The 20,928-nt window shown below is 37.9% G+C and carries 24 protein-coding genes, 1 tRNA gene and 1 pseudogene; 11 read left to right on the plus strand and 15 right to left on the minus strand.

Annotated elements, in window-relative coordinates:
- Nucleotides 1-97 precede the first annotated feature (97 nt).
- The 3 genes from AA650_RS03300 to AA650_RS03310 form a co-directional block, all read right to left on the minus strand.
- Nucleotides 98-1,021: an Rpn family recombination-promoting nuclease/putative transposase gene (locus AA650_RS03300; RefSeq protein WP_053537946.1), complete on the minus strand. Its 924-nt coding sequence runs from the start codon at nucleotides 1,019-1,021 to the stop codon at nucleotides 98-100.
- Between the two features lie 137 nt (nucleotides 1,022-1,158).
- The gene (locus AA650_RS03305) at nucleotides 1,159-2,184 is read right to left on the minus strand and encodes an ABC transporter permease (protein WP_053537947.1); all 1,026 of its coding nucleotides are present in this window, start codon (nucleotides 2,182-2,184) and stop codon (nucleotides 1,159-1,161) included.
- A gap of 179 nt (nucleotides 2,185-2,363) precedes the next feature.
- Nucleotides 2,364-3,977, minus strand: coding sequence for an ABC transporter substrate-binding protein (locus AA650_RS03310; protein ID WP_234413276.1), 1,614 nt, complete (start codon nucleotides 3,975-3,977; stop codon nucleotides 2,364-2,366).
- A gap of 243 nt (nucleotides 3,978-4,220) precedes the next feature.
- Here AA650_RS03310 and AA650_RS03315 point away from each other — a divergent pair, with 243 nt between their 5' ends.
- Nucleotides 4,221-4,796: a thioredoxin family protein gene (locus AA650_RS03315; RefSeq protein ID WP_053537949.1), complete on the plus strand. Its 576-nt coding sequence runs from the start codon at nucleotides 4,221-4,223 to the stop codon at nucleotides 4,794-4,796.
- Between the two features lie 320 nt (nucleotides 4,797-5,116).
- On the opposite strand, the gene AA650_RS03320 is transcribed toward AA650_RS03315, so the two are convergent.
- Nucleotides 5,117-5,629, minus strand: coding sequence for a hypothetical protein (locus AA650_RS03320; protein WP_053537950.1), 513 nt, complete (start codon nucleotides 5,627-5,629; stop codon nucleotides 5,117-5,119).
- A gap of 339 nt (nucleotides 5,630-5,968) precedes the next feature.
- Between AA650_RS03320 and aroA the strand changes: the two genes are divergently transcribed.
- The 3 genes from aroA to AA650_RS03335 all read left to right on the plus strand — a co-directional run bounded on the left by aroA (nucleotide 5,969) and on the right by AA650_RS03335 (nucleotide 8,081).
- Nucleotides 5,969-7,318 (plus strand): 3-phosphoshikimate 1-carboxyvinyltransferase, encoded by a 1,350-nt coding sequence (gene aroA, locus AA650_RS03325; RefSeq protein ID WP_053537951.1) that lies wholly within the window; start codon nucleotides 5,969-5,971, stop codon nucleotides 7,316-7,318.
- A gap of 141 nt (nucleotides 7,319-7,459) precedes the next feature.
- Nucleotides 7,460-7,798, plus strand: coding sequence for a type II toxin-antitoxin system RelE/ParE family toxin (locus AA650_RS03330; protein WP_053537952.1), 339 nt, complete (start codon nucleotides 7,460-7,462; stop codon nucleotides 7,796-7,798).
- A complete protein-coding gene (locus tag AA650_RS03335; RefSeq protein WP_053537953.1) occupies nucleotides 7,791-8,081 on the plus strand; it encodes a helix-turn-helix domain-containing transcriptional regulator in 291 nt (96 codons plus the stop codon). Before AA650_RS03330 ends, AA650_RS03335 begins: the two co-directional genes overlap by 8 nt.
- Nucleotides 8,082-8,121: 40 nt before the next feature.
- Here AA650_RS03335 and AA650_RS03340 read toward each other — a convergent pair whose 3' ends face one another.
- Complete coding sequence (locus AA650_RS03340; RefSeq protein WP_053537954.1) at nucleotides 8,122-8,343, minus strand: hypothetical protein; 222 nt, start codon at nucleotides 8,341-8,343, stop codon at nucleotides 8,122-8,124.
- Between the two features lie 146 nt (nucleotides 8,344-8,489).
- On the opposite strand from AA650_RS03340, the gene AA650_RS03345 reads away from it, so the two are divergent.
- Nucleotides 8,490-8,726 (plus strand): YgiT-type zinc finger protein, encoded by a 237-nt coding sequence (locus tag AA650_RS03345; protein ID WP_234413281.1) that lies wholly within the window; start codon nucleotides 8,490-8,492, stop codon nucleotides 8,724-8,726.
- A 93-nt stretch (nucleotides 8,727-8,819) separates the two neighbouring features.
- Here the strand turns inward: AA650_RS03345 and AA650_RS03350 are convergent, their stop codons facing one another.
- Nucleotides 8,820-9,035 carry a hypothetical protein gene (locus AA650_RS03350; protein WP_053537956.1) on the minus strand — a complete coding sequence of 72 codons (216 nt, stop codon included), beginning with the start codon at nucleotides 9,033-9,035 and terminating at the stop codon, nucleotides 8,820-8,822.
- A gap of 242 nt (nucleotides 9,036-9,277) precedes the next feature.
- Nucleotides 9,278-9,697 carry a hypothetical protein gene (locus AA650_RS03355; protein ID WP_053537957.1) on the minus strand — a complete coding sequence of 140 codons (420 nt, stop codon included), beginning with the start codon at nucleotides 9,695-9,697 and terminating at the stop codon, nucleotides 9,278-9,280.
- A 172-nt stretch (nucleotides 9,698-9,869) separates the two neighbouring features.
- Between AA650_RS03355 and AA650_RS03360 the strand changes: the two genes are divergently transcribed.
- The 4 genes and pseudogenes from AA650_RS03360 to AA650_RS26025 all read left to right on the plus strand — a co-directional run.
- Entirely contained in the window at nucleotides 9,870-10,886 is a 1,017-nt protein-coding gene (locus AA650_RS03360; RefSeq protein WP_053537958.1) for an ATP-binding protein, read from the plus strand.
- Nucleotides 10,887-10,941: 55 nt separating this feature from the next.
- Entirely contained in the window at nucleotides 10,942-12,141 is a 1,200-nt protein-coding gene (locus AA650_RS03365; protein WP_053537530.1) for an IS4 family transposase, read from the plus strand.
- A 138-nt stretch (nucleotides 12,142-12,279) separates the two neighbouring features.
- Nucleotides 12,280-12,531, plus strand: a complete 252-nt coding sequence (locus AA650_RS03370; protein WP_053537959.1) for a hypothetical protein — start codon at nucleotides 12,280-12,282, stop codon at nucleotides 12,529-12,531.
- A gap of 20 nt (nucleotides 12,532-12,551) precedes the next feature.
- A pseudogene (locus tag AA650_RS26025) lies at nucleotides 12,552-12,749 on the plus strand (3-phosphoshikimate 1-carboxyvinyltransferase); the annotation flags it as partial.
- 16 nt (nucleotides 12,750-12,765) lie between these two features.
- On the opposite strand, the gene AA650_RS03375 reads toward AA650_RS26025, so the two are convergent.
- The 6 genes from AA650_RS03375 to AA650_RS03400 form a co-directional block, all read right to left on the minus strand.
- Nucleotides 12,766-12,838 (minus strand) — tRNA-Ala (locus AA650_RS03375).
- Nucleotides 12,839-13,026: 188 nt separating this feature from the next.
- Nucleotides 13,027-14,046, minus strand: coding sequence for an adenosyl-hopene transferase HpnH (gene hpnH, locus AA650_RS03380; RefSeq protein ID WP_053537960.1), 1,020 nt, complete (start codon nucleotides 14,044-14,046; stop codon nucleotides 13,027-13,029).
- A 120-nt stretch (nucleotides 14,047-14,166) separates the two neighbouring features.
- Nucleotides 14,167-15,153 (minus strand): hopanoid-associated sugar epimerase, encoded by a 987-nt coding sequence (gene hpnA / locus AA650_RS03385; protein WP_053537961.1) that lies wholly within the window; start codon nucleotides 15,151-15,153, stop codon nucleotides 14,167-14,169.
- Between the two features lie 435 nt (nucleotides 15,154-15,588).
- Nucleotides 15,589-16,449 carry a DNA methyltransferase gene (locus tag AA650_RS03390; RefSeq protein WP_335337444.1) on the minus strand — a complete coding sequence of 287 codons (861 nt, stop codon included), beginning with the start codon at nucleotides 16,447-16,449 and terminating at the stop codon, nucleotides 15,589-15,591.
- On the minus strand, nucleotides 16,409-16,660 hold the full coding sequence (locus tag AA650_RS03395) for a type IIL restriction-modification enzyme MmeI (RefSeq protein ID WP_053537963.1): 252 nt from the start codon (nucleotides 16,658-16,660) through the stop codon (nucleotides 16,409-16,411). Before AA650_RS03395 ends, AA650_RS03390 begins: the two co-directional genes overlap by 41 nt.
- Nucleotides 16,657-16,962, minus strand: coding sequence for a type IIL restriction-modification enzyme MmeI (locus tag AA650_RS03400; protein ID WP_053537964.1), 306 nt, complete (start codon nucleotides 16,960-16,962; stop codon nucleotides 16,657-16,659). The genes AA650_RS03395 and AA650_RS03400 overlap by 4 nt, the downstream gene beginning before the upstream one ends.
- A 129-nt stretch (nucleotides 16,963-17,091) precedes the next feature.
- Between AA650_RS03400 and AA650_RS03405 the strand changes: the two genes are divergently transcribed.
- Both AA650_RS03405 and AA650_RS03410 read left to right on the plus strand, forming a co-directional pair.
- Entirely contained in the window at nucleotides 17,092-17,745 is a 654-nt protein-coding gene (locus AA650_RS03405; protein ID WP_053537965.1) for a MotA/TolQ/ExbB proton channel family protein, read from the plus strand.
- A complete protein-coding gene (locus tag AA650_RS03410; RefSeq protein WP_053537966.1) occupies nucleotides 17,729-18,133 on the plus strand; it encodes an ExbD/TolR family protein in 405 nt (134 codons plus the stop codon). Before AA650_RS03405 ends, AA650_RS03410 begins: the two co-directional genes overlap by 17 nt.
- 213 nt (nucleotides 18,134-18,346) lie before the next feature.
- Here AA650_RS03410 and lpxD read toward each other — a convergent pair whose 3' ends face one another.
- Both lpxD and AA650_RS03425 read right to left on the minus strand, forming a co-directional pair.
- Nucleotides 18,347-19,372 carry a UDP-3-O-(3-hydroxymyristoyl)glucosamine N-acyltransferase gene (gene lpxD / locus AA650_RS03415; protein ID WP_053537967.1) on the minus strand — a complete coding sequence of 342 codons (1,026 nt, stop codon included), beginning with the start codon at nucleotides 19,370-19,372 and terminating at the stop codon, nucleotides 18,347-18,349.
- A 256-nt stretch (nucleotides 19,373-19,628) separates the two neighbouring features.
- Nucleotides 19,629-20,867 carry an NAD(P)/FAD-dependent oxidoreductase gene (locus AA650_RS03425; RefSeq protein ID WP_053537969.1) on the minus strand — a complete coding sequence of 413 codons (1,239 nt, stop codon included), beginning with the start codon at nucleotides 20,865-20,867 and terminating at the stop codon, nucleotides 19,629-19,631.
- Nucleotides 20,868-20,928 lie beyond the last annotated feature (61 nt).

The following is a 20,928-nucleotide window of genomic DNA, read 5'->3' on the forward strand; positions in this document are numbered from 1 at the left end:
ACTCATTTGCACAAGTTTAAAGCTCAGTCAAAAAAAGGATGTTTTTAAAAGATGCGTAGCACGAAAAAAACAGTGTCATTATTTCAATCTCATGTTTTTAAACATGAGTTTTTCCTGTTCCCTGTTGCCCGTTCCCTGTTCCCTCTGAATCTGAAGGAGTTTCATTAACAGATGTTTCCGCAACCTTTCTTACCGCTTCAATATCCACAGCCAAATTTGCGGCTATTTGTTCCACAGTCAAACCTAACTGTAATAACAAAGGTACTGTTTCCAGCTTACCTTCTAACTTACCTTCTAACTTACCTTCTAACTTACCTTCTAACTTACCTTCTAACTTACCTTCTAACTTACCTTGTACTTTCGCCTCCTCCGCAACTTCTCGAAAATACCTTGTTTGCTTTAATTCATCTAGAGTAAACATTGCTTCAATCTCCTGACGAGTTAAATTACTTAATTTGTAAACCAAGATCGTCTCTAACAATTCTAAGACTTTTTGTCTTTTACTGGCATCTGCTAATTGTTGTCGAGATTTTTGGATTAACTGCCTTGTATGATCAATAGCAGTTTCCTCTTTTTCCACTACTAGCTGTACCATTCCCAGTCCTATTGAATTATCGGTTGTTACCTCCAACTCATCCAAATAAATAAACGTGATTTGCTGACTCATTAGCAAACCCCGATACTGCATTGGTACACCAGGATCTAAACTACGTTTAGCAAAAATGGCTACTGCGTGAAAATCATTCTTTGGTTGATATTGATTCAGATAAACAAAGATTTCGGTAAATAACCGCCAGTAAAAATCCGCTTTCGGTTGAAATTGAACTTCTACAAAGTAAATCGGTTGTTCAGGTATTTCTGAATCAGGTATAAATAAACCATCAAAGCGAAATGCTAGTTCCTTAATTTCTACAGATGTGAATTGATATGCTTCCGCTTCTGTGGCTGGCTTGCCAATCAGTTCAAAAAGGATACTAGGTAATGTCTGAAATAGTTGATAGAATATAGTATCTGTTTTCACAAGAGTGCTGTTCTTTTACATGAGTTTAAAAAGTAGCGATCTAAAATTTTTTTGACAAAGTTATCAGTCCAGCTAATCACTTTCTATTAGCACTATATGGTGTATGGCGTTAGCCATGCTAAAATCATACTCCTTTTTTAATATCTAATTCTCGGATCTACATAAGCATTGAGAATATCAATCAGAATACTGGCACTCACCACAATTGCCCCAAAAAATACTAACACACCCTGAACGGTAGGATAATCTCGGTCGGCAATAGCTTGATATAAACGATTTGCTAACCCTGGCCAGGAAAATGTCACCTCTGTTAAAATCGCTCCACCTAATAAGGAAGCAAATGTTAATCCTAAGACCGTAATTACCGGGATTAAGGCATTCTTTAAAGCATGGGAAACTAAAATCTTATTTTCAGGAATTCCTCGCGCTCTAGCCGCTTCTACATAATCAGCTTTTAAAGTCTGTTTTAAGTTAACTCTGACAATGCGTTCAAAAATGCCACTTAGCAAAATTCCTAAAGTTAAACTTGGTAAAGCTAAATGATGTAAAGATATGAAAAATTGACTTAAATTCCCAGCTAATAAACTATCAATTGTATATAAACCAGTAATATTTGTAGGTGCAGGAAGATTGGGCGGAAACCGATTGGAATTAGGAAACCAACCCAATTGAACTGAGAAAACTAATTGTAATAACATACCTGCCCAAAACATCGGTAGAGCATAGGTAATAATCCCGAATAACCGCCCCCCAATATCAAAAGCAGTTCCCGGACGAGAAGCGGAAATAGTTCCCACTAAAACGCCGACAATCAGCGCCACAGCCATACTCGCAAATGCTAATTCTACTGTGGCTGGAAAATATTGACCAATTATTTCACCTATATTTTGCCCGCGACTGGTTAAGGAAGTTCCTAAATCAAAGCGTAGTAAATTACCTAAATAATTGAGATATTGTAACCAAATTGGTAAGTCTAAACCAAGTTGTTTTCTTAATTCTTCTTTTGCACTTTCTGGCGCTCTTCCTCCCAGAATTGCATCTGCGGGATCTCCTGGGGTGGCTCTAAGTAAAATAAAAACAATGGTGATAATAGTTAATAGTTGCAGTGGCGCAAATAGTAACCGGGAAAAAATGTAATACTGTAATGCTTTAGAACGAGACATATTTATTAATTAAAAATTCAAAATTGAAATCGACCTAAAACCTCGTTCCTTGTCTCTGACAAGGAATGCAGCCTAGAGGCTCTGCCTCTTGTTAATTATATGAGGCAGAGCCTCTAAATGGCATTCCCAGCCGGAGTCTGGGAACGAGAGAATGAGAGAGAAATTACCCGGTATTGATACTACTTTTTAATTGTTTTGTAAATCAGGTTTTGGGTGGGATCAAGATTGACATTGGCTACGCCTTTTTGAGCAAATACAAAGTCTTTATTTTGCCATAAGGGGATGTAGGGAACATCAGTTAATACTTGGGTTTGAATGTCGGCAAATATTTTCTTCCGAGTTTCAGGATTTTGTTCTTTGCGTTGTTGATCTATGAGTTTATTCATAGCTTCACTATAATAGAACGACCCCTGAGTTTGACTACCGCCGGTTTCGCAACCTTTAGCAACTGAACCTTTTTCACAGGCTAAAAATGGCTGTACGTAGTTATCTGGATCTAAAAAGTCTGGATACCAATTAGTTAAGGTACTGGGATATAACCCTTTGGAAATTTCTTTATAGAAAGTTGCACCTTCTACGGTTTTAACTTCAAATTGCAAAATACCATCCATTTTAGTATCAGCTAGGGATTTTAAGGTTTGGGCGACTAAACTGCGCGTCATTGAACTTGCAGGATACCAAATTTGCACTTTTGCTGGATTTTCTTTGGAGAAACCAGCAGCGACTAAGGATTTTTTGGCTTCTTCAAATTTACCATCACCATATTTATCTTGAAACAATGGTTGGGAAACGTTGAAGGTGGTGGGAATCATGCTATAAAGAGGATCAGCCTGTGATAATAATACCCGATCATTTAATAATTTACGATCAATTAATGATGCGATCGCTTGTCTCACCTCTACTTTATCTAAAGGTTTTTGATTGCGATTTAAAGTCATATAAGTAACTACACTACCTTGAGCAGATATAGCTTGCCAATCTCCCTTTTTCGCACTGGCTTCTAAACTCTGAATTTGATCTGGTTGTAAGGATAGATAGGCGACATCTATCGCCCCAGTTTTAAAGGCGTTAAATAAGTTAACTGGACTGGTTTGAATTTGGACATTGACACCTTTGTTTTCGGGTTTTGTTCCCCAATATTTATCAAATACATCAAACTTTAAGGAATCAGTTCCATATTTGGCTAATTTGTAAGCACCAGTGCCAACAAAAATATTCGGTTTAAATTTTCCCGCCCCAATTTCATAGGATTTTGGCGAAACTGCACAGACTCCAGAAAATGCTAACAACGAAGGAAAAGCTGCAAAGGGTTTTTTCAGTTTAATTGTTAATTCATACTCTCCTGTGGCTTTAACTGAAGCTACGGTATCAGAAAGCAGGAAAGAAGGTTTACCTTTGTTTTCGATAAAGCGTTGCAGGCTAAACTCCATTGCTTTGGCATTGAAGGGAGTATCATCATGAAATAGGACTCCTTGGCGAATAGGAATAGTATAAGTTAAACCATCTGCACTCACTTTTGGTAATGCTGTTGCCAATTGTGGTTTAATTTCTGTACTACCTGGTTCGTAAGTGTACAGGCGATCGCTCATATTAAATACTAAACTCAAAGATCCCAATTCATACGCATCAGCAGGATCAAGAGTTCTTGGCTTTTCCGTTGTCCCTACGGTAATCCGACCATCACCCGCAGTAGTATTTACAGCACTAGACTGTGGTGTATTTGTTTGCTGTTTAGGAGTACAACTAACAACCAATAATAGACAAAGACAGAACAAGGATAGCAATTTTGTCATCCTACCCCATTGTTTCATTAGCAAGGAACACCAAGTGATCATTATTAAAATTTTTTCAATCAACGGTCAGTTATTATAGCAGGGAACAGGGAATATTGATCTTTTTCCCATAACTTAATTACATAACTCATAATATACTCAAATTTTTTAATAAGTTATGTATTTGAATTTGGTAATTTTCCTAAATCAAGATGGATTATTCTATTATTAGAAAAAACCCTGATCAAAACATTTAAAAAAATTATGGTTTTAACAGCTTCCACAATGTTGCCTCTAGGCACGAAAGCACCAGATTTTCATCTACCAGAAGTAGTATCTAGAAAAATAATTTCTCTTGATAATTTTGCCGATAAAAAACCATTATTAATCATGTTTATTTGTCGTCACTGCCCATTTGTTAAGCATATTCAACAAGAATTAGCCAGATTAGATCAAGATTACAGCAACAGTGATTTAGGGATTATTGCCATTAGTGCTAATGATGCTCAAAATTATCCTAATGATGCCCCAGAATCATTAAAAGAAATGTGTATAGAATTGGGTTTTGATTTTACCTTCTGTTACGACGAAACTCAAGCAACAGCACAAGCTTATACGGCAGCTTGTACACCAGATTTCTTTTTATTTGATGGCGACAGAAAACTCGTTTATCGCGGACAATTAGATGATAGTCGTCCTAGTAATAATCAACCCGTAACAGGTAAAGACTTAAGATCAGCTATTACCGCAGTTTTAAATAATCAACCTGTGACAAGTGAACAAAAACCTAGTATTGGTTGCAATATCAAATGGAAAGTAGGTAATGAACCTAATTATTAGTCATTGGTAATTGGTAATTGGTAAGTAGGTTGGCGTTGAAAATTGTCGTTATGGCAAGGCAAAAGGCAAGAGGCAAGAGGCAAGAGTGAAGAGGGTTTAGGCGATTTTACATTTCTTTACACAGTTTGGTTTTATTGTGTTCACCTACTTAATTGGTAATTGGTAATTGGTAATTGGTAAAACTCTTACCTGCCCCCTCCCCTACCTCCCCTACCTCCCCTACCTCCCCTACCTCCCCTACCTCCCCTACCTCCCCTACCTCCTGTCACCTGTCACCTGTCACCTGTCACCTGTCACCTGTCACCTGTCACCTATTCCCTTCAATGCTGAATTTCCAAATTGAGAATATAACGCCCTAATTGGATTTTTCCTGTCCATAATTCGTATTCTAAACGGAGATTCTCTGGAAAAGGATGCCCGCTAAGAGTAAAACTTTTGGTAAAATTACGCAAACGGATAGGTTGATGGGGTTGTAATGATTCATTTGGCAACCAGAAACGACTAATGCCATAAACACCTAATTCCCAAAAGTGGCGGTAACTGACTTGTGCATTACCTTGCATTGTCATAATTAACCGCCGAGATGAAATTTCCAGCCATAAAATTCTGGGACTGCTGGGAGGAGAAAAATTGTTTTTAGTTGGGTAAATTGTATCTTCTGGATTTAAATAACTGCCTACTTCACAACTAATAAGAGGTGGTGCAGTTAATAGTAAATGAAATTTATCTGTATCCTTTTGGATTAAAGTTCCAGCAGTGTCAACCACAGACCAAATCGGTAAGTCCGTGGAAATCATTGATAAACATACGGGTTTGCGGTGGTGAGTTAGCATGAGAGTGTGAGGGGTTACAAATAAAGAATAAAAGTTGAGCGATTTTCTAAATTGCCAGTTTTGCCTGTTATTTAACGTTACGGCTGACGTTTTTGGTGAAAGCAACAAAACACAAGACATTTAAGCAAGATATCTAATAAATAGTAAAACCTGCTTCATCGTTAGCAAATATTTTGATTTGTTAATCTAAACCATTCAATATGGTATTACCTGTTACCTGCTATCTACCAGAAGAAGGATTATAGTTACCAAAAAGCGGTAGGATACTAAATTGGAAGTGAATAGTGATAAACAAGTCGCTGTTTAGCTTTTATTCTATTCAAAAGTCATTGTATCCTAATGTCAGCTATTGTTATTAATTTAGAAACTCAAGCAAACTCTTCTGATCACTTAATTATTCAGCGCCCTGCGGCTGGATTGTCTTTGCAGGGACGTATCCGAGTTCCTGGTGATAAGTCTATTTCCCATCGCGCTTTGATGTTGGGGGCGATCGCTGAAGGTGAAACTCAAATTCAAGGATTGCTGTTAGGTGAAGACCCCCGTAGCACTGCTGCCTGTTTTCGGGCGCTAGGGGCGGAAATTTCGGAACTAAATACAGAATTGGTGAAAGTTAAAGGCATCGGTTTAGGCAATTTTCAAGAGCCTGTAGATGTCTTAGATGCTGGTAATTCTGGAACAACGATGCGGTTGATGTTGGGGTTGTTAGCATCCCATCCAGGGCGATTTTTCACGGTGACAGGTGATAGTTCTTTGCGATCGCGTCCCATGTCCCGTGTTGTCAAACCGCTGCAACAAATGGGGGCGCAAATTTGGGGACGTAAGGGTAATACCTTAGCACCTCTAGCCATTCAAGGACAAGCCCTGCAACCCATTCATTATCATTCTCCCATTGCTTCGGCTCAAGTTAAATCCTGTATCCTCCTGGCGGGTTTAAACACCGAAGGACAAACCACCGTCACCGAACCTGCTTTATCACGGGATCACAGTGAACGAATGTTAAGGGCTTATGGAGCAGAATTAAGTATAGATCCAGACACAAATAGCGTCACAATTACGGGTGGGTCGAAACTCTACGGACAAACTGTAATTGTCCCTGGTGATATCAGTTCAGCGGCTTTTTGGTTAGTGGCTGGGGCGATCGTTCCTGGTTCAGATTTGGTAGTGGAAAATGTCGGTGTCAATCCTACCCGTACTGGCATTTTAGAAGCTTTGGCACTGATGGGGGCAGATATTCAACTAGAGAACCAGCGGGAAGTAGCGGGAGAACCTGTGGCTGATATCCGCGTCCGTTCGGGTGGTTTAAAAAGCTGTACGATTGCTGGTGATATCATTCCCAGATTAATTGATGAAATTCCTATTTTGGCAGTTGCAGCGGCTTTTGCTGAGGGGACAACAATTATAAGAGATGCGGAGGAGTTAAGGGTCAAAGAGAGCGATCGCATTACCGTGATGGCACAACAACTCAATAAAATGGGGGCAAAAATCAGCGAACTACCCGACGGGATGGAAATCACCGGTGGTACTCCCCTAGTTGGTGCAGAAGTAGATAGCCATACAGATCATCGCATTGCCATGAGTTTAGCGATCGCAGCCCTCAACGCCATTGGTACAACCACCATTCACCGCGCTGAAGCTGCTGCTATTTCTTATCCCAACTTCACAAACACACTACGGGAAATTTGTCAATGATTTTTAGGGACAGGTGATAGGGAAAAGGTACAGGGATTTTGATTAAATTTTGCTCAGGTAAGTACGTTAATCATCGTTTAATTAAAATTTGATACAATTGTTAGGTTTCGTTCTGTAAAATCTTTTTTGCATATAGATATGATGGAGGCAACCCCTAAAGAAATTAGGATTTATACAACTTTAGAAGGAACTACTCCTTTCTTAGAATGGCGAGATTCCTTGAAAGATGCTAGAGCTAGAGCTAAAATTAGAGCAAGATTAGACCGAGTAGAAGAGGGAAATTTAGGAGATTGTAAGTTTGTTGGTGAAGGAGTATATGAACTGCGTATTGATTATGGTCCTGGTTATCGAATTTATTTTGGAGAAGAAAGTGATGTGATCATTTTATTGCTATGGGGTGGCGATAAAAGCAGACAAAATAAAGATATTCGTCAAGCTCAAGATTATTGGCAAGATTACAGGAGTCAAGACAATGCCTAAAAGTATTAGTTATCATACTGAATTAATTGAATCTTTAAAAGATACTTCTGAAGCAGCAGTTTATCTTGAAGTTGTGCTAGAAGAAGGTGATCCAATGATGATTAAAAAAGCCTTTTTTAATGTAATTGAAGCAAGAGGCGGGGTAAATTTATTGTCTAAAGATGTTCAAAAAACTCTCATGAAATTTGCAGAAAAACTTCAAGAAACAGGTGAAATTGAATTTAATCTTTTACGAATATTGCTAGAGTCTTTAGGATTAAAAGTAGGTTTAATGGTAATATGAATTTTATAAAATTTTATGAGAATATTTGTATCACATAAAATCATTTCGTTTCTTGTCTCCATGCTTCTTGACGAATGGAATCAGTAGTAATATTTCTATTTTCCCAGATTCCTGCCAAGGAAAAAAAATCTTTCTCATCATCAGATATATTTGTGTTATCCTCTATTACTTCTACAGAGTTAACGAAATCTAAAGCAGAAATAAGTTTTAATAGCATTTGTGCTTTTTCTTTATCAGCAATTTGAATGATTAGTTGTTGCATATTTGTTTGTTGGTATAATAATACTATTACAATTGTACAACTATTTTTGTTTAGTTTACTGGAAATTATCAATCTGATATTTTAACTATTATTACTTTATATGATCCTGATCAAACAGAATGGATTGATTATTCCCAAAGGAGGTTATGATGGAAAGTTGTCATATTTGTGGTTCAGATAAATTTACTGAAGAATTAGTTAATGAAACTTTTGAAATCGAAGGTAAACTAATTTTAGTGGAGGGTATTCCAGCTAAGGTTTGTTATCGTTGTGGAGAAACAACCTTTAGTAGTGAAACTGCTGAAAATATTCGTTTAATGTTGAATAGTAATCAAAAATCTCAGAGAAAAATTGAGATTGATGTTTTTGCTTTTTCTGCTTAACTGATAACTTGAGTGAGTCAGGTTGTCAGGTTTAGAAATGTTGGGTTTCGTTACCTCAACCCAACCTACAACTAATAACTATGATTTCAATCTTTATGGTTTGTAATCATAAAACATTCCATTATCTGCTACTCGATATATACCAGCTTGTCCATTAGCATTCTCAATTCTTACTAAACTATCTCCTACATTTGTAAATGAGCGATGATTTTTACCCCAGCCGTTATATTCATATAAGAATGACATATCTCCATTTTCAGCTATGTGGTAAATTCCAGCATGACCTGAAGGGTCATATAGTATAACCATATCCGGTCTTATTGCATGAATAATCGTCCAGTTAGGACTCCAATGGTTATATTGCCGAATGATTTGTCCCTGAGCAGTTACAATGAAACCCGTACCTTTTGAGCGATCAAAAATAAGACGATATCCATTTCTGATGTTTACAACTATATCTGGTGTTATAGTTGGTTGAGAAGCTCTTGCTTTAGCTTGACTCTCATTGTACGCCTTAAGCTGTTACGCAGCTAAATTTAATATTTTGCAGCCTAGAGTCCTTGTAGTAAGGCTTTTAGGCAAAAAAAGCAAATGCGTAACAGCTTACCACCATATTTCATAACAGATGTGTAGTAAGCATCAGCCCTTCCATTACAAGCTATTTTTAGAGGTTTTCCGACCCAAGTATTATGGTCTTTTGCACATATACCTAACATTCTGTTATGAAAAGCCTTATCGCATTCTTGCTGTGATTTACCTAAAGTATCATAACAAGCATCATGCTCATTACAAGCCACTCTAAACTGACGAGAACCAACGGGTGAGAATATTCGAAGTAAATAAGTACTTGTACCACTACCACAACCAGAAGTTTGAGCTTGAACTTGTTTCGGGTTGGATAAATCCACCATTTGAGAAACAGCTAAAGTTGCGGTGAAAACCAACGTAGTCAAAAACTTTGATAATTTCATATTTTTAGACTTATTTTTGCTGATTTCGTATTTTCTTTCAAAATTTAAGTAAATAAAAGCCTATAAAAGACTATGTTTTTGTAATAAAATATTAACTAATGTATTAAAATAGCTTACAATGATGCGTAACAATACGCTATAATTGCTGAAAGCCTCATCATAATTGGATGTTATGAATGTTACTGAAATTTTACAATTTGCAGATCAATTAATCATAAATAAGACAGGAAAACGTTTAGATGATCTGCAAAAAACTGTCATTACAGGAGTTTATGAAGGAAAAACTTATGAGACAATTGCGGAAGAGTGTAATCGTAGTGAAAGTCGCGTTAGAAGTGTTGGACGTAAACTATGGCAAATTTTATCAGAATCTTTAGGAGAAGATGTTAATAAGCATAATTTTTGTTGGACTATAGAAAGAGTTATAAATAATTCTCAGTTTTATAATTTTGGTAATAATCAGATAAATTATTGTCATAATGACAATAATGAATCTTCTAAAAATACAAAACAAGGTATTAAGAATAAACTCTATTATGATTTAACTATTGCTCCCAAAATTAATCGTTTTTGTGATCGCACTTCCGAAATTGATACTTTATCTAAGTGGATATTAAATCAAAATACTCATTTAATCTCAATCTTAGGATTATCCGGTATTGGTAAAACCACACTCGTTAAAAGATTTATAGACTTACATCAACAAAAGTTTGATGCTATAGTTTGGAGAAGTTTAAAATTTCCTCAATCTCTAGATTTATTACTTGATGATTTACTAAAACATCACAAATTAGACTCATTACCAACAATAAATGATAAATTAAAACAATTATTTGATATTCTCACAAATAAAAAATGTTTAATTATCCTTGATGATTTACAAAATATATTTATTCCTAGTCAATTCGCGGGAAAATATCAACCAGAATATCAAGATTATCAAACCCTATTCAAAATGATTACAGAAACCCAACATCAAAGTAGCGTCATATTAATTAGTCAAGAACAATGTCCAGAAATGGAATGTTTAGATGAAGAATTATATCCTATTAAATCTTTAGAATTATCAGGTTTAGATAATCCAGAAATCCTCAAAAATACCGGATTAAAAAATAAGGATAGTTGGTTAAAATTAATCAAATTATACTTAACGGGTGACAAGGCGGTTGAAGATGAGATGTGGCAATAATTTGAGAAAATAAGGGAGTAAAAAAATAGGGACAAAGAAGCCCCCGAAGCAAAAAATGTTACCACAATCATATCAAACAATTTTCCGAAAGCATTTGAGTGAACAGCAGTATTTGACACTAGAGATATTGTTGTTATTAATACAGGCTCATCGCCAAGTAAAACTGTCAAAATTGGCCAGCTTGTTTCCCCAACCAATTAAATATGAAAGCAGGAAACGTAATCTACAAAGATTTTTAGGAATAGGTAAACTCTGCGTAAAATTATTATGGTTTCCATTGATAAAATATTGGATTAGACAATCGTTAACACCAAAACAACTGAATCGAGAACAGCGCCGTTATTTTCATAAAAAACAGTATCAAAAATATGGTTATTGGATGGTAGCACTGGATAGAACACAGTGGAAGGGGCGAAATATATTTATGGTGACATTGGTATGGGGTACTCATGCCCTACCACTATATTGGGAAACATTAAATCATGTCGGAAATAGTAATTTACAAACACAGAAAAGATTAATAAAGACAGCAATAAAGTTGTTAAAAAAATGTCGAATTGTGGTGTTAGCAGACAGAGAATTTCATAGTCCAAAACTGGCTAAATGGCTTGATGAGCAAGGAGTTTACTTCGCTTTACGCCAGAAGAAAAACCTTTATTTTCAAGAAAAACCTGAACAAGAATATCAAGTTCTTAAAAATCAAGGATTTAAGCCAGGAATGTCGAGATTTTATGAAAAAGTTAAATGTGGTAAAGGGGATGAATTAGGCTTATTTAATATCGCTGTTTATTGGAAGAGAAAATATCGGAACTCTGGACCAAAAGAACCTTGGTATATCTTGACGAATCTACCAACTCTCCAACAAACTTTATGCCTCTATAGATGTCGATGGGGAATTGAGCAATTCTTTAAGGATTGTAAAACTGGTGGTTATAATTTAGAGGATACTAAAGTAAATGAAACTCGCTTTTTAGCTTTAGTATTATTGATTGTCATTGCTTATAGTTTAGCCACTATGCACGGTCAACGGATGAAAAAATTAGGTATAGAGACTTATGCCGGACGTATTCAACAACATCAGGACAAGTACCCACGTCAAAGTGATTTTAGCTTTGCTCTCTACGGACAACTATGGATTTATGGTATGGAATTATGGGCTGATTTAGCTCTGAATTTAATCAATCTCAAGCCTCATAAACGCCTCTTTTTTCAACGGGGCTTTCAGGCTCTATCCCTTATGAAACAAGCTCTTTAGCCGCCTTGTCACCCGTTAAGCAAATTATATGAAGGTAATTTAATTTATTTAAAAAGTATTAGTATCCTAATCAATAAAAATTATGATGATCAAGTTGCTGATTTTTTAGCTGAAAATACTTTACATATTACCAATCAAATGCAGTCTCATTTTCAAGAGACATTTCACCACCTATCACCCCAAGAACAAGAAATAGTATTAGAACTAAGTAAATTTGAAAACCCTATTTCCAGAGAAGAATTAAGACAAAGTTTAAATTTATCCTCAGTTGATTTTAATAATGGGTTACAATCCTTACAACAACGGTATTTAATCACGAAAATCAAGGAAGATAAGATTCTGTTTAAATTATCTCCAGTTTTTCAAGAATATGTGAGAACTTGTTGTTAATACGAAAATGTTAGCATCATAGGGAGAGCGATCGCATTACTGTGATGGCACAACAACTCACTAAAATGGGGGCAAAAATCAGCGAATTACCCGACGGAATGGAAATCACCGGTGGTACTCCCCTAGTTGGTGCAGAAGTAGATAGCCATACAGATCATCGCATTGCCATGAGTTTAGCGATCGCTGCCCTTAACGCCATTGGTACAACCACCAAAGTATTAATTATAATTTGCATGGAGCTAAGCGGATTCGAACCGCTGACCCCCTCAATGCCATTGAGGTGCGCTACCAACTGCGCTATAACCCCGAAATCCTAATTCAGTAAGCAAAAAGGCTTATTGGTTAGTTTTTTTAGTTGTCTCTTTTGTGATTATATGTCAATCTATGTCAATTCAGTCAAGAGAGTTATGTTAAGAAATATTAAGCAGTGAATCAGACAAATCTTCTCACAATAGGGTAGGCACGGGGGCGCTACCCCTAAGATAATCGCTATATTTACCCTTTACCAAACACAGTGGTTAGAGAACGGGCAATATTTTTCGGTTGCATTGCATCCATCGCTGCTGTTGGTTCATAACCACAATGCACCATACAATCAGCACATTTAGGATTACCACTAGCGCCACCGTATTGACTCCAATCAGTCTTATCTAACAACTCCTGAAAGGTTGTATAGTAACCTTCATTCAATAGATAACAAGGTTTTTGCCAACCTAAAACACTATAACTAGGACTACCCCAAGGGGTGCATTCATAGTCTTTTTCACCAATGAGAAAATCTAAGAATAAAGGGTTGTGATTAAAGTTCCAGTTCTTTTTTCCAGATGTGTAAGGTGAGAGAATTTCTCTAAATAAAGCGCGGGTTTGTTCTTTTTGCAGAAAATGATCTTGATCTGGTGCCCATTCGTAACTGTAACCAGGAGAGATCATCATCCCGTCAGTACCCAAGGTTTCCAGAAAATCGAAAAACCCCTGCATTTCTTGGATATCGCAACCTTCAAAAATGGTCGTGTTAGTAGCGACACGAAACCCTTTAGCTTTAGCGGCGCGAATTGCTTGGACAGCAGTATCGAAAACGCCTTTTCTGTCTACACATTTATCATGCCATTCTCGCATTCCATCTAAATGGATGCTAAAGGTTAGATAGGGAGAAGGTTTAAATTTATCGAGACTCTTTTCTAGTAATAAACCATTAGTACACAAGTAAATATATTTCTTGCGTTTAATTAAACCTTCAACAATTTCACCTATTTGGGGATGCAGGAGGGGTTCGCCACCGGGAATAGAAACAACCGGTGCGCCGCATTCTTCCACAGCCGCAAAACACTGTTCTGGAGTAAGATTTTGCTTGAGGATCTCTACTGGATGCTGGATTTTACCGCAACCAGTACAAGCTAGGTTACACCGGAATAGGGGTTCTAACATCAATACGAGGGGGAAGCGTTTCCGCCCTAATAAGCGTTGTGTAACTAAATATTTACCTATATCTATTGCTTGTTGTAAATTAATTGCCATGAAACTAACACTCCTCAATTTGGTCATTGGTCATTGGTCATTGGTCATTGGTCATTGGTCATTGGTCATTAGTCATTGGTCATTGGTAATTAATTTCTGTAACCTGTAACCTGTAACCTGTCACCTATTCACATAACCATTAGACACAAACCAATCTACAGCATCCTTGAGGGCTACATTCAGGGGTGACTGAGGTAAACCTAATTCGCGGATAGCCTTAGAAGCATCATAATACATTGGTTGCTGTGCCATGCGGACTCCATCTATGGGAACTGTGGGAGTTTTTCCTAGTGGTGCGAGGATTTTTTCTTCTACCCAAGCTACTGTAAGGGGTATCCAAGCTGGGATGGATGTTTGTGGTGCTGGTAAATTGGTGATTTGGGAGAGTTGTTCTAGGAGTTGTTTAAGGCTAAGATTTTGATGACCGAGAATATAGCGATCGCCTGATTTGCCTTTTTGTAAAGCTAATAGGTGTCCCTTGGCTACATCGCGCACATCAATAAAATTTAACCCCGTATCCACATAAGCGGGCATTTCTCTCCGCAAAAACCGCAGAATAATCTCCCCCGTAGGCGTAGGTTTAATATCTAAGGGTCCAATGGGACTGCTAGGATTAACGATCACAATATCTTGACCTTGGTTCACCGCAGATATTGCCACTTGTTCAGCTAGGAATTTAGATTTTTTATAATCCCCCACTAATTTTTCTACGGGACTTTGGTAATTTTCATCTACAACCTGTCCCAATTTACCCACACCAATAGCGGCAACGGAACTAGTATAAACTGTACGTTCAATTCCCGCTTTTTGGGCTGCGGCTAAAATATTGCGCGTTCCTTCTACATTGTTAATATAAAGCAAGTCTCGGTCTTTTTGCCACAGGGAATAATGGGCGGCGACATGAAACAGATATTCACAACCCTGCATCTGTTCCCAGATATTCGGGTTATTCAAATCACCTTTGACAATATCTACAGCCAAACCCTGTAAATTACTCAGGTTACTATGAGGACGTACCAAGGCTGTCACTTGGTATCCTTCCTGTAAAAGCGATCGCACCACATGAGAACCAATAAACCCCGTACCACCAGTTACAAATACTCGCATTCCATCACCCCAAATTTTCTGAATATTTCATTATTGTCTGATAGCGTAGCGTGGCGTAAGCCATATCAGGATTTACAGGATGTAGCAAATAACCGAGTTAGTTTCTCTCATAGATAAGTTTTAATTATGAATTTCTAAATTTTTAATAAGTTTTTCAAAAAATTTTTTTATTTGAGAGGTTGCGATCGCTGCCGGCGTGGTATTATAGATATATGAATATAATGGAACATAAGCAAAATTTTTATTAAGGCACACATTCCCATTATAAAAATATCATATTTGGCGGGAAAAGTCAACGGGGTTGAACCCCAAAAAACGAATTTTTTTCAAAATTTAATTTTTTTTAATTTTTTGATGTCCTGAGAAATTGAAGAGACTAAAATCCTGTAAATCAGATCCCCGACTTCTTGAAGAAGTCGAGGATCTTGATCCTCTCTATATTTCCACATATTGCCAGCGTTTGGTTGCTCCTGTTTCTCGACAGATTAAAATCCCAAACCATTCTAATCTTTCTACATTTTCAGCAATGGCATTTTTGTATTTTCCACCATTTTTGAATTGAGCAGCAATTTGATCCACAGTCCAGTCGCTGGTATTGGTGCGGAGTAAGTCGCGGATAGCTGCAAGTTGCTCTTTTGGTTGTTTGGGAAAAGTTTTTTGTTCGGTGGGAATAATCACAGTTTCTTCTGTTTCCATGACTTCCGTTAGCACTTGTTGAGTAACTTCATTTGGTGCTAACTTAGATGCTGATACCACATCTACACCAACGCTTAAATCTACATTAATAAATCCTTTAGATATAGCTAAATCAACAATAGTTACACCATCATCACTTTCCACTTCTTTAACTACTTTTGCTAAAATTCCTTCATGTTTTCCAGATTTTACTACAGTCATCGCAATTCTAACTGCTTCACCATCTGTAGTATCTATCCAAGGATGATCTGGAATTGCAAATGAAAGGGATAGTGAATTATTACCTACTAGATGCTTAACTAAAACTTTTCTATTAAATGTTTGAGTAATACTATTAGTTGTAATTAAACCAAAACTTTCTAATTTATCTTCAACAACTAATTTAGCTGAATGATACCACCAATACATGACAAAATCAACTGTATCTGGTATGTCTTGATAAACTTTTCGTTGCGCTTCAACGTAACCATCACCTAATCTATCTCTCATCCTCTTATTACCAATAAAAGGAGGATTAGAAACAATATAATCTGCATCTGGCCATTGAGCAGGACGAGGATTAAGATAACGATAAATAGGAATTTGATCTTGGTGTGTAATGCGCTCCTAAACTTTTACGTTCTTTACTATCTAAAGCTCGTTCTAATAAAGTCCCAAAAATCGCCGGTTCTACCTCTGTCCAATCTTTGTTTGCGGCTTCATATAGCACTTCTAACTGTTCTTTAGGTAAATCAAAAGCTGTCGCATCTTTAAAAAAGCTGCCATTAAATTGGGGAATTTCATCAAAGTTAAATTCTCCCCCAGTATTCATGACTCTCGTTTAGCTGTCCCCCGTTTAGCTGCATTTCCCCCTTGTTTAGCTTCAATTAAAAAATGTCCTTCTTTATAGAAGTCCGCAAAGTTTGTAGTAACTCCATCTTTGTTAAATATTTTGATGTCTTTATCAAAACAATAAGGATCATTTGCCATACTACCTTTAGGTAATGGACGTTCTACCGCCAAAGCATCACAAAGTTCTAAAAAGAAACCCTGGTAATTTGCTCTTTCGTTACCCTGCGAACCTTTCCACTTTTTGAGGAATATTTCTACTCGTTGACGATCTTCACTTTTCATGGCAATCTAGAATATTAATTATTGTCAGAATCAGGATTTACAGGATTAAAGGATTTACAGGATGTAGCAAAAAAATAATGCTGCCAAAATCTGTTAATCTAGCTTTGTCCAGAATTAGCAAAATAGTCAATGGAAATTAGCAACTTATTCAAAGCTGGTGGCGTAGTGATGTGGCCACTGCTATTTTTTTCGGTTTTAGGAATCACTCTGATTCTGGAACGGATTACCTTTTGGATAGGAATTAGTGGTCGTCAGAATCGCATAGTCAAGCAGGTGTTAAGTGTTTATCGTCAAGGTGATGTAGTTACATCTTTAAATATCTTACATAAAAATGCTGATTTACCGATCGCCCGCATTTTTTTAGCGGCTTTAGAATTGGAAGAAGCCAACCCAGAAGAATTTCGCTTGGCCTTGGAAAGTGAGGCCCAGGCGGAAATCCCCTTATTAAAAAGGTTTCAAAACATTTTTGATACAATTATTGGTTTAGCGCCCTTACTAGGATTACTAGGGACTGTTTTAGGGTTAATTACTTCCTTTGCATCGTTAGATATTGGTGATGTGGGTGGGACAAAAACCGCTGGTGTTACCGCTGGGATTAGTGAAGCTTTGGTATCCACAGCAGCAGGGTTAGTTGTAGCTATTATTACTTTATTTTTTGCAAATAGTTTTCGCGGTCTGTATTTGCGGCAAATTGCTTGGATTCAAGAATATGGTGGTCAACTAGAATTACTGTATCGTCGTCATTATGAAAGAGGGGATAAATCCTATGCGTCTACAAGATGAACCTGATGTACCAGCCCAGATTAATATTGTGCCGATGATTGATGTCATCTTTGCTATTTTGACATTTTTTATTATGTCCACTTTATTTTTAAATCGTTCTGAAGGTTTACCAGTTAATTTACCTAAAGCAGCCACAGCCAAAGCCCAATCATCAGCCGCACCAATTACCGTCACCATAGATTCAGCAGGGGATCTGAATTTAAATCGCCAGCCAGTCACTCTTGAGACTTTACCAGTAAAAGTACAGGAGTTGATGGGCAAAAATACGGAAGTGGTAGTTATTATCAATGCTGATCAAAGTGCTACTCACGGTCAGGTGGTGATGGTTATGGATCGGGTGCGGCAGGTAAAAGGGGCAAAATTAGCGATCGCCACCCAAACACCTTAATATGTCTCACGCAAAGGCGCAAAGGCGCAAAGAATCAAGATTAGCAGGATTAATTAGGGTTTGCACCAAAAAGTTATCTGTGAGGGCTAGAAGTTCAGAAGAATGAAGAATGAAGAATGAAGAATGAAGAATGAAATTTCTCCCCAACTCCCCCAACTTCCCCAACTTCCCCTACTTCCCCAACTTCCCCAACTTCCCCAACTCCCCTGCCCCCTACCCCCTCTTTTGTAATTTTTTGAGATTTTGATAAATTTCTGGCAAGCGGCGATAAATTGCTGATGCTCTGAGGTAGAGTTTGTGCGGTATGGCTGGACTACCTGAGACAATTTCTCCCGGTGCAACATCCTTGAGAATACCAGTTTGAGCGGAAGCCATTGCCCCATCTCCAATTTTAGCCTGATTGGCAATTCCCACTTGTCCAGCTAAAATTACTCGATTTCCAATCTTTACGCCTCCAGCCATGCCTGTTTGACCTGCTATGGCGCAACCAGAGCCTATTTGACTGCCATGCCCTATCTGCACTAAGTTATCAATTTTGGTGTTTTTACCAATTCTTGTTTCTCCGACTGCGGGACGGTCTATGGCTGTGTTACAACCTACTTCTACTCCATCTTCTAAAACGGTGTAACCCGATTGTTCCATTTTCAACCAACCTGTCCGAATAGGGACAAAGCCAAAGCCTTCTGCACCAATCACAGCACCGCTATGAATAACGCAATCTGCACCGATTTGGGTGCGTTCGTGGATGGTACAGTTAGCGTGTAGGGTGATGCGATCGCCTATTTTTACTTCTGGATAAATAACGACGTTAGGATGAATAATGGCATGATTGCCAATTTCTACATCATGAGAAATAACAACATGAGCGCCAATATACACATCATCACCAATTTTGGCGCTGGGGTGAATCACGGCACTAGGATGAATTTCGGGAGTAGGACGGTAAGGTTGATAAAATAGGGCGATCGCTTTCGCAAATACCAGTCTGGGTTGAGTTGTTGATAACCAAGCTAGACCCTTTTCTCCGGCTTGATTCTGCAATTTTTCATCGGGGGGCAAAATTACAGCGCTCGCACCAGTAGAATTGAGCAATGCGGAAAATTCAGCTCCTTCTACATAGCTGAGAGTCCCAGATATTGCTTCATCTATGGCTGCAACTCCAGTAATTTCTAAATCAATGTTAGGGCTACTTTCGGTAATATAATCACCAAGTTGATTGAGAATTTCACTAAATTTCATACTGATTTACAAAAGAAGGGAATAGGCAAGAGGCAAGAGGCAAGAGGCAAGAGGCAAGAGGCAAGAGGCAAGAGGCAAGAGGCAAGAGGCAAGAGGCAAGAGGCAAGAGGCAAGAGGCAAGAGGCAAGAGGCAAGAGGCAAGAGGGAACTTAAGAAGAGTTTGATGGTTTATTTTCTAACTTCACTAAAACGATTTATAGATTTTTGTTATGCCTATATCACGCTACGCAAAGGCGCAAAGGCGCAAAGGAAGAAATTAATTTCCTGTTGATTTTGTCATGGACTGACCGGCTAAGTAGGCTGTTGTCCAAGCACTTTGGAAGTTAAAGCCACCTGTAACACCATCAATATCTAATATCTCACCGGCAAAATGCAAGCCGGGGACTATTTTACTTTCCATTGTTTTGAAGTTGACTTCTTTGAGGTTGACTCCTCCACAGGTGACAAATTCTTCTTTAAATGCACCTTTACCTGTGATTAGGTATTCTCCTTGGGAGATTTCTTGGACTAGTTGATTTAAGGTTTTGTTGGATATGGTTGCCCAACGTTCTTCTGTGGGAATATGGGTACGATTGATAATATATTGCCAAAGCCGATGTGGTAAGTCTACACCACGATGTAAAGCGATCGCTTTTTGTCCCCATTCAGCTTTGACGGTTAAAAGTTTTTGTCTCACTTCCTCTTGGGATAAATCTGGCAACCAATTAATCAATAATTTATGTTGATAGCGGTTTTCATTGAGAATTCTCGCCCCCCAAGCCGAAAGTTTCAATACTGCTGGACCACTCACACCCCAATGGGTAATTAACAAAGGGCCTGTTTGTTGGAAGGGGGTTTTTCCAGTCCCAGGTAAGCGCAGATTTACAGAATTAACACTAATTCCTGCTAATTCCCGCAGTTGAGGATCTGCAATATTAAAGGTGAACAAAGAAGGTACAGGGGGTTGGATGTCATGACCTAATTCTCTAGCGATTTTATAACCTGCTAAACTGCTACCTGTAGCCAAAAGTAAGCAATCGCATTCTTTCGTTTCTCCCGATTTGAGCAGAATTTCAAACCCGGCATTTTTGCGAGTGACAGCGGTAACAGGTGTGCCAATACAAAGTTCTATTTTGGCATCAAAAGTCGCCTTAATTAAACATTCAGCAATGGTTTCTGCCCGATCTGTAATTGGGAACATCCGGCCGTCAGCTTCCGTTTTTATATTCACCCCATGTTCCGTAAACCAAGCTATGGTATCTAAAGGTTGAAACCGGGTAAAAGCACCTAATAAAGCCTTACCACCTCTAGGGTAATTCTGGACTAAAATTTTTGGTTCAAAACAAGCATGAGTAACGTTACAACGCCCTCCACCGGAAATCAGCACTTTCGCCAAAGGTTGACGACTCGCTTCAATTAAAGTAACCTGGGCTTGGGGATTAGCCTCAGCACAAGCGATCGCACCAAAGAATCCCGCAGCCCCACCACCAATAACTACAATTTGCAAAGGTAACAACTTCAAAAATTTTTTAATATTTCAGATTTCAGATTTCAGATCCCCGACTTCTCAAAGAAGT

This window comes from Anabaena sp. WA102, assembly GCF_001277295.1.
Classification (GTDB): Bacteria; Cyanobacteriota; Cyanobacteriia; order Cyanobacteriales; family Nostocaceae; genus Dolichospermum; species Dolichospermum heterosporum.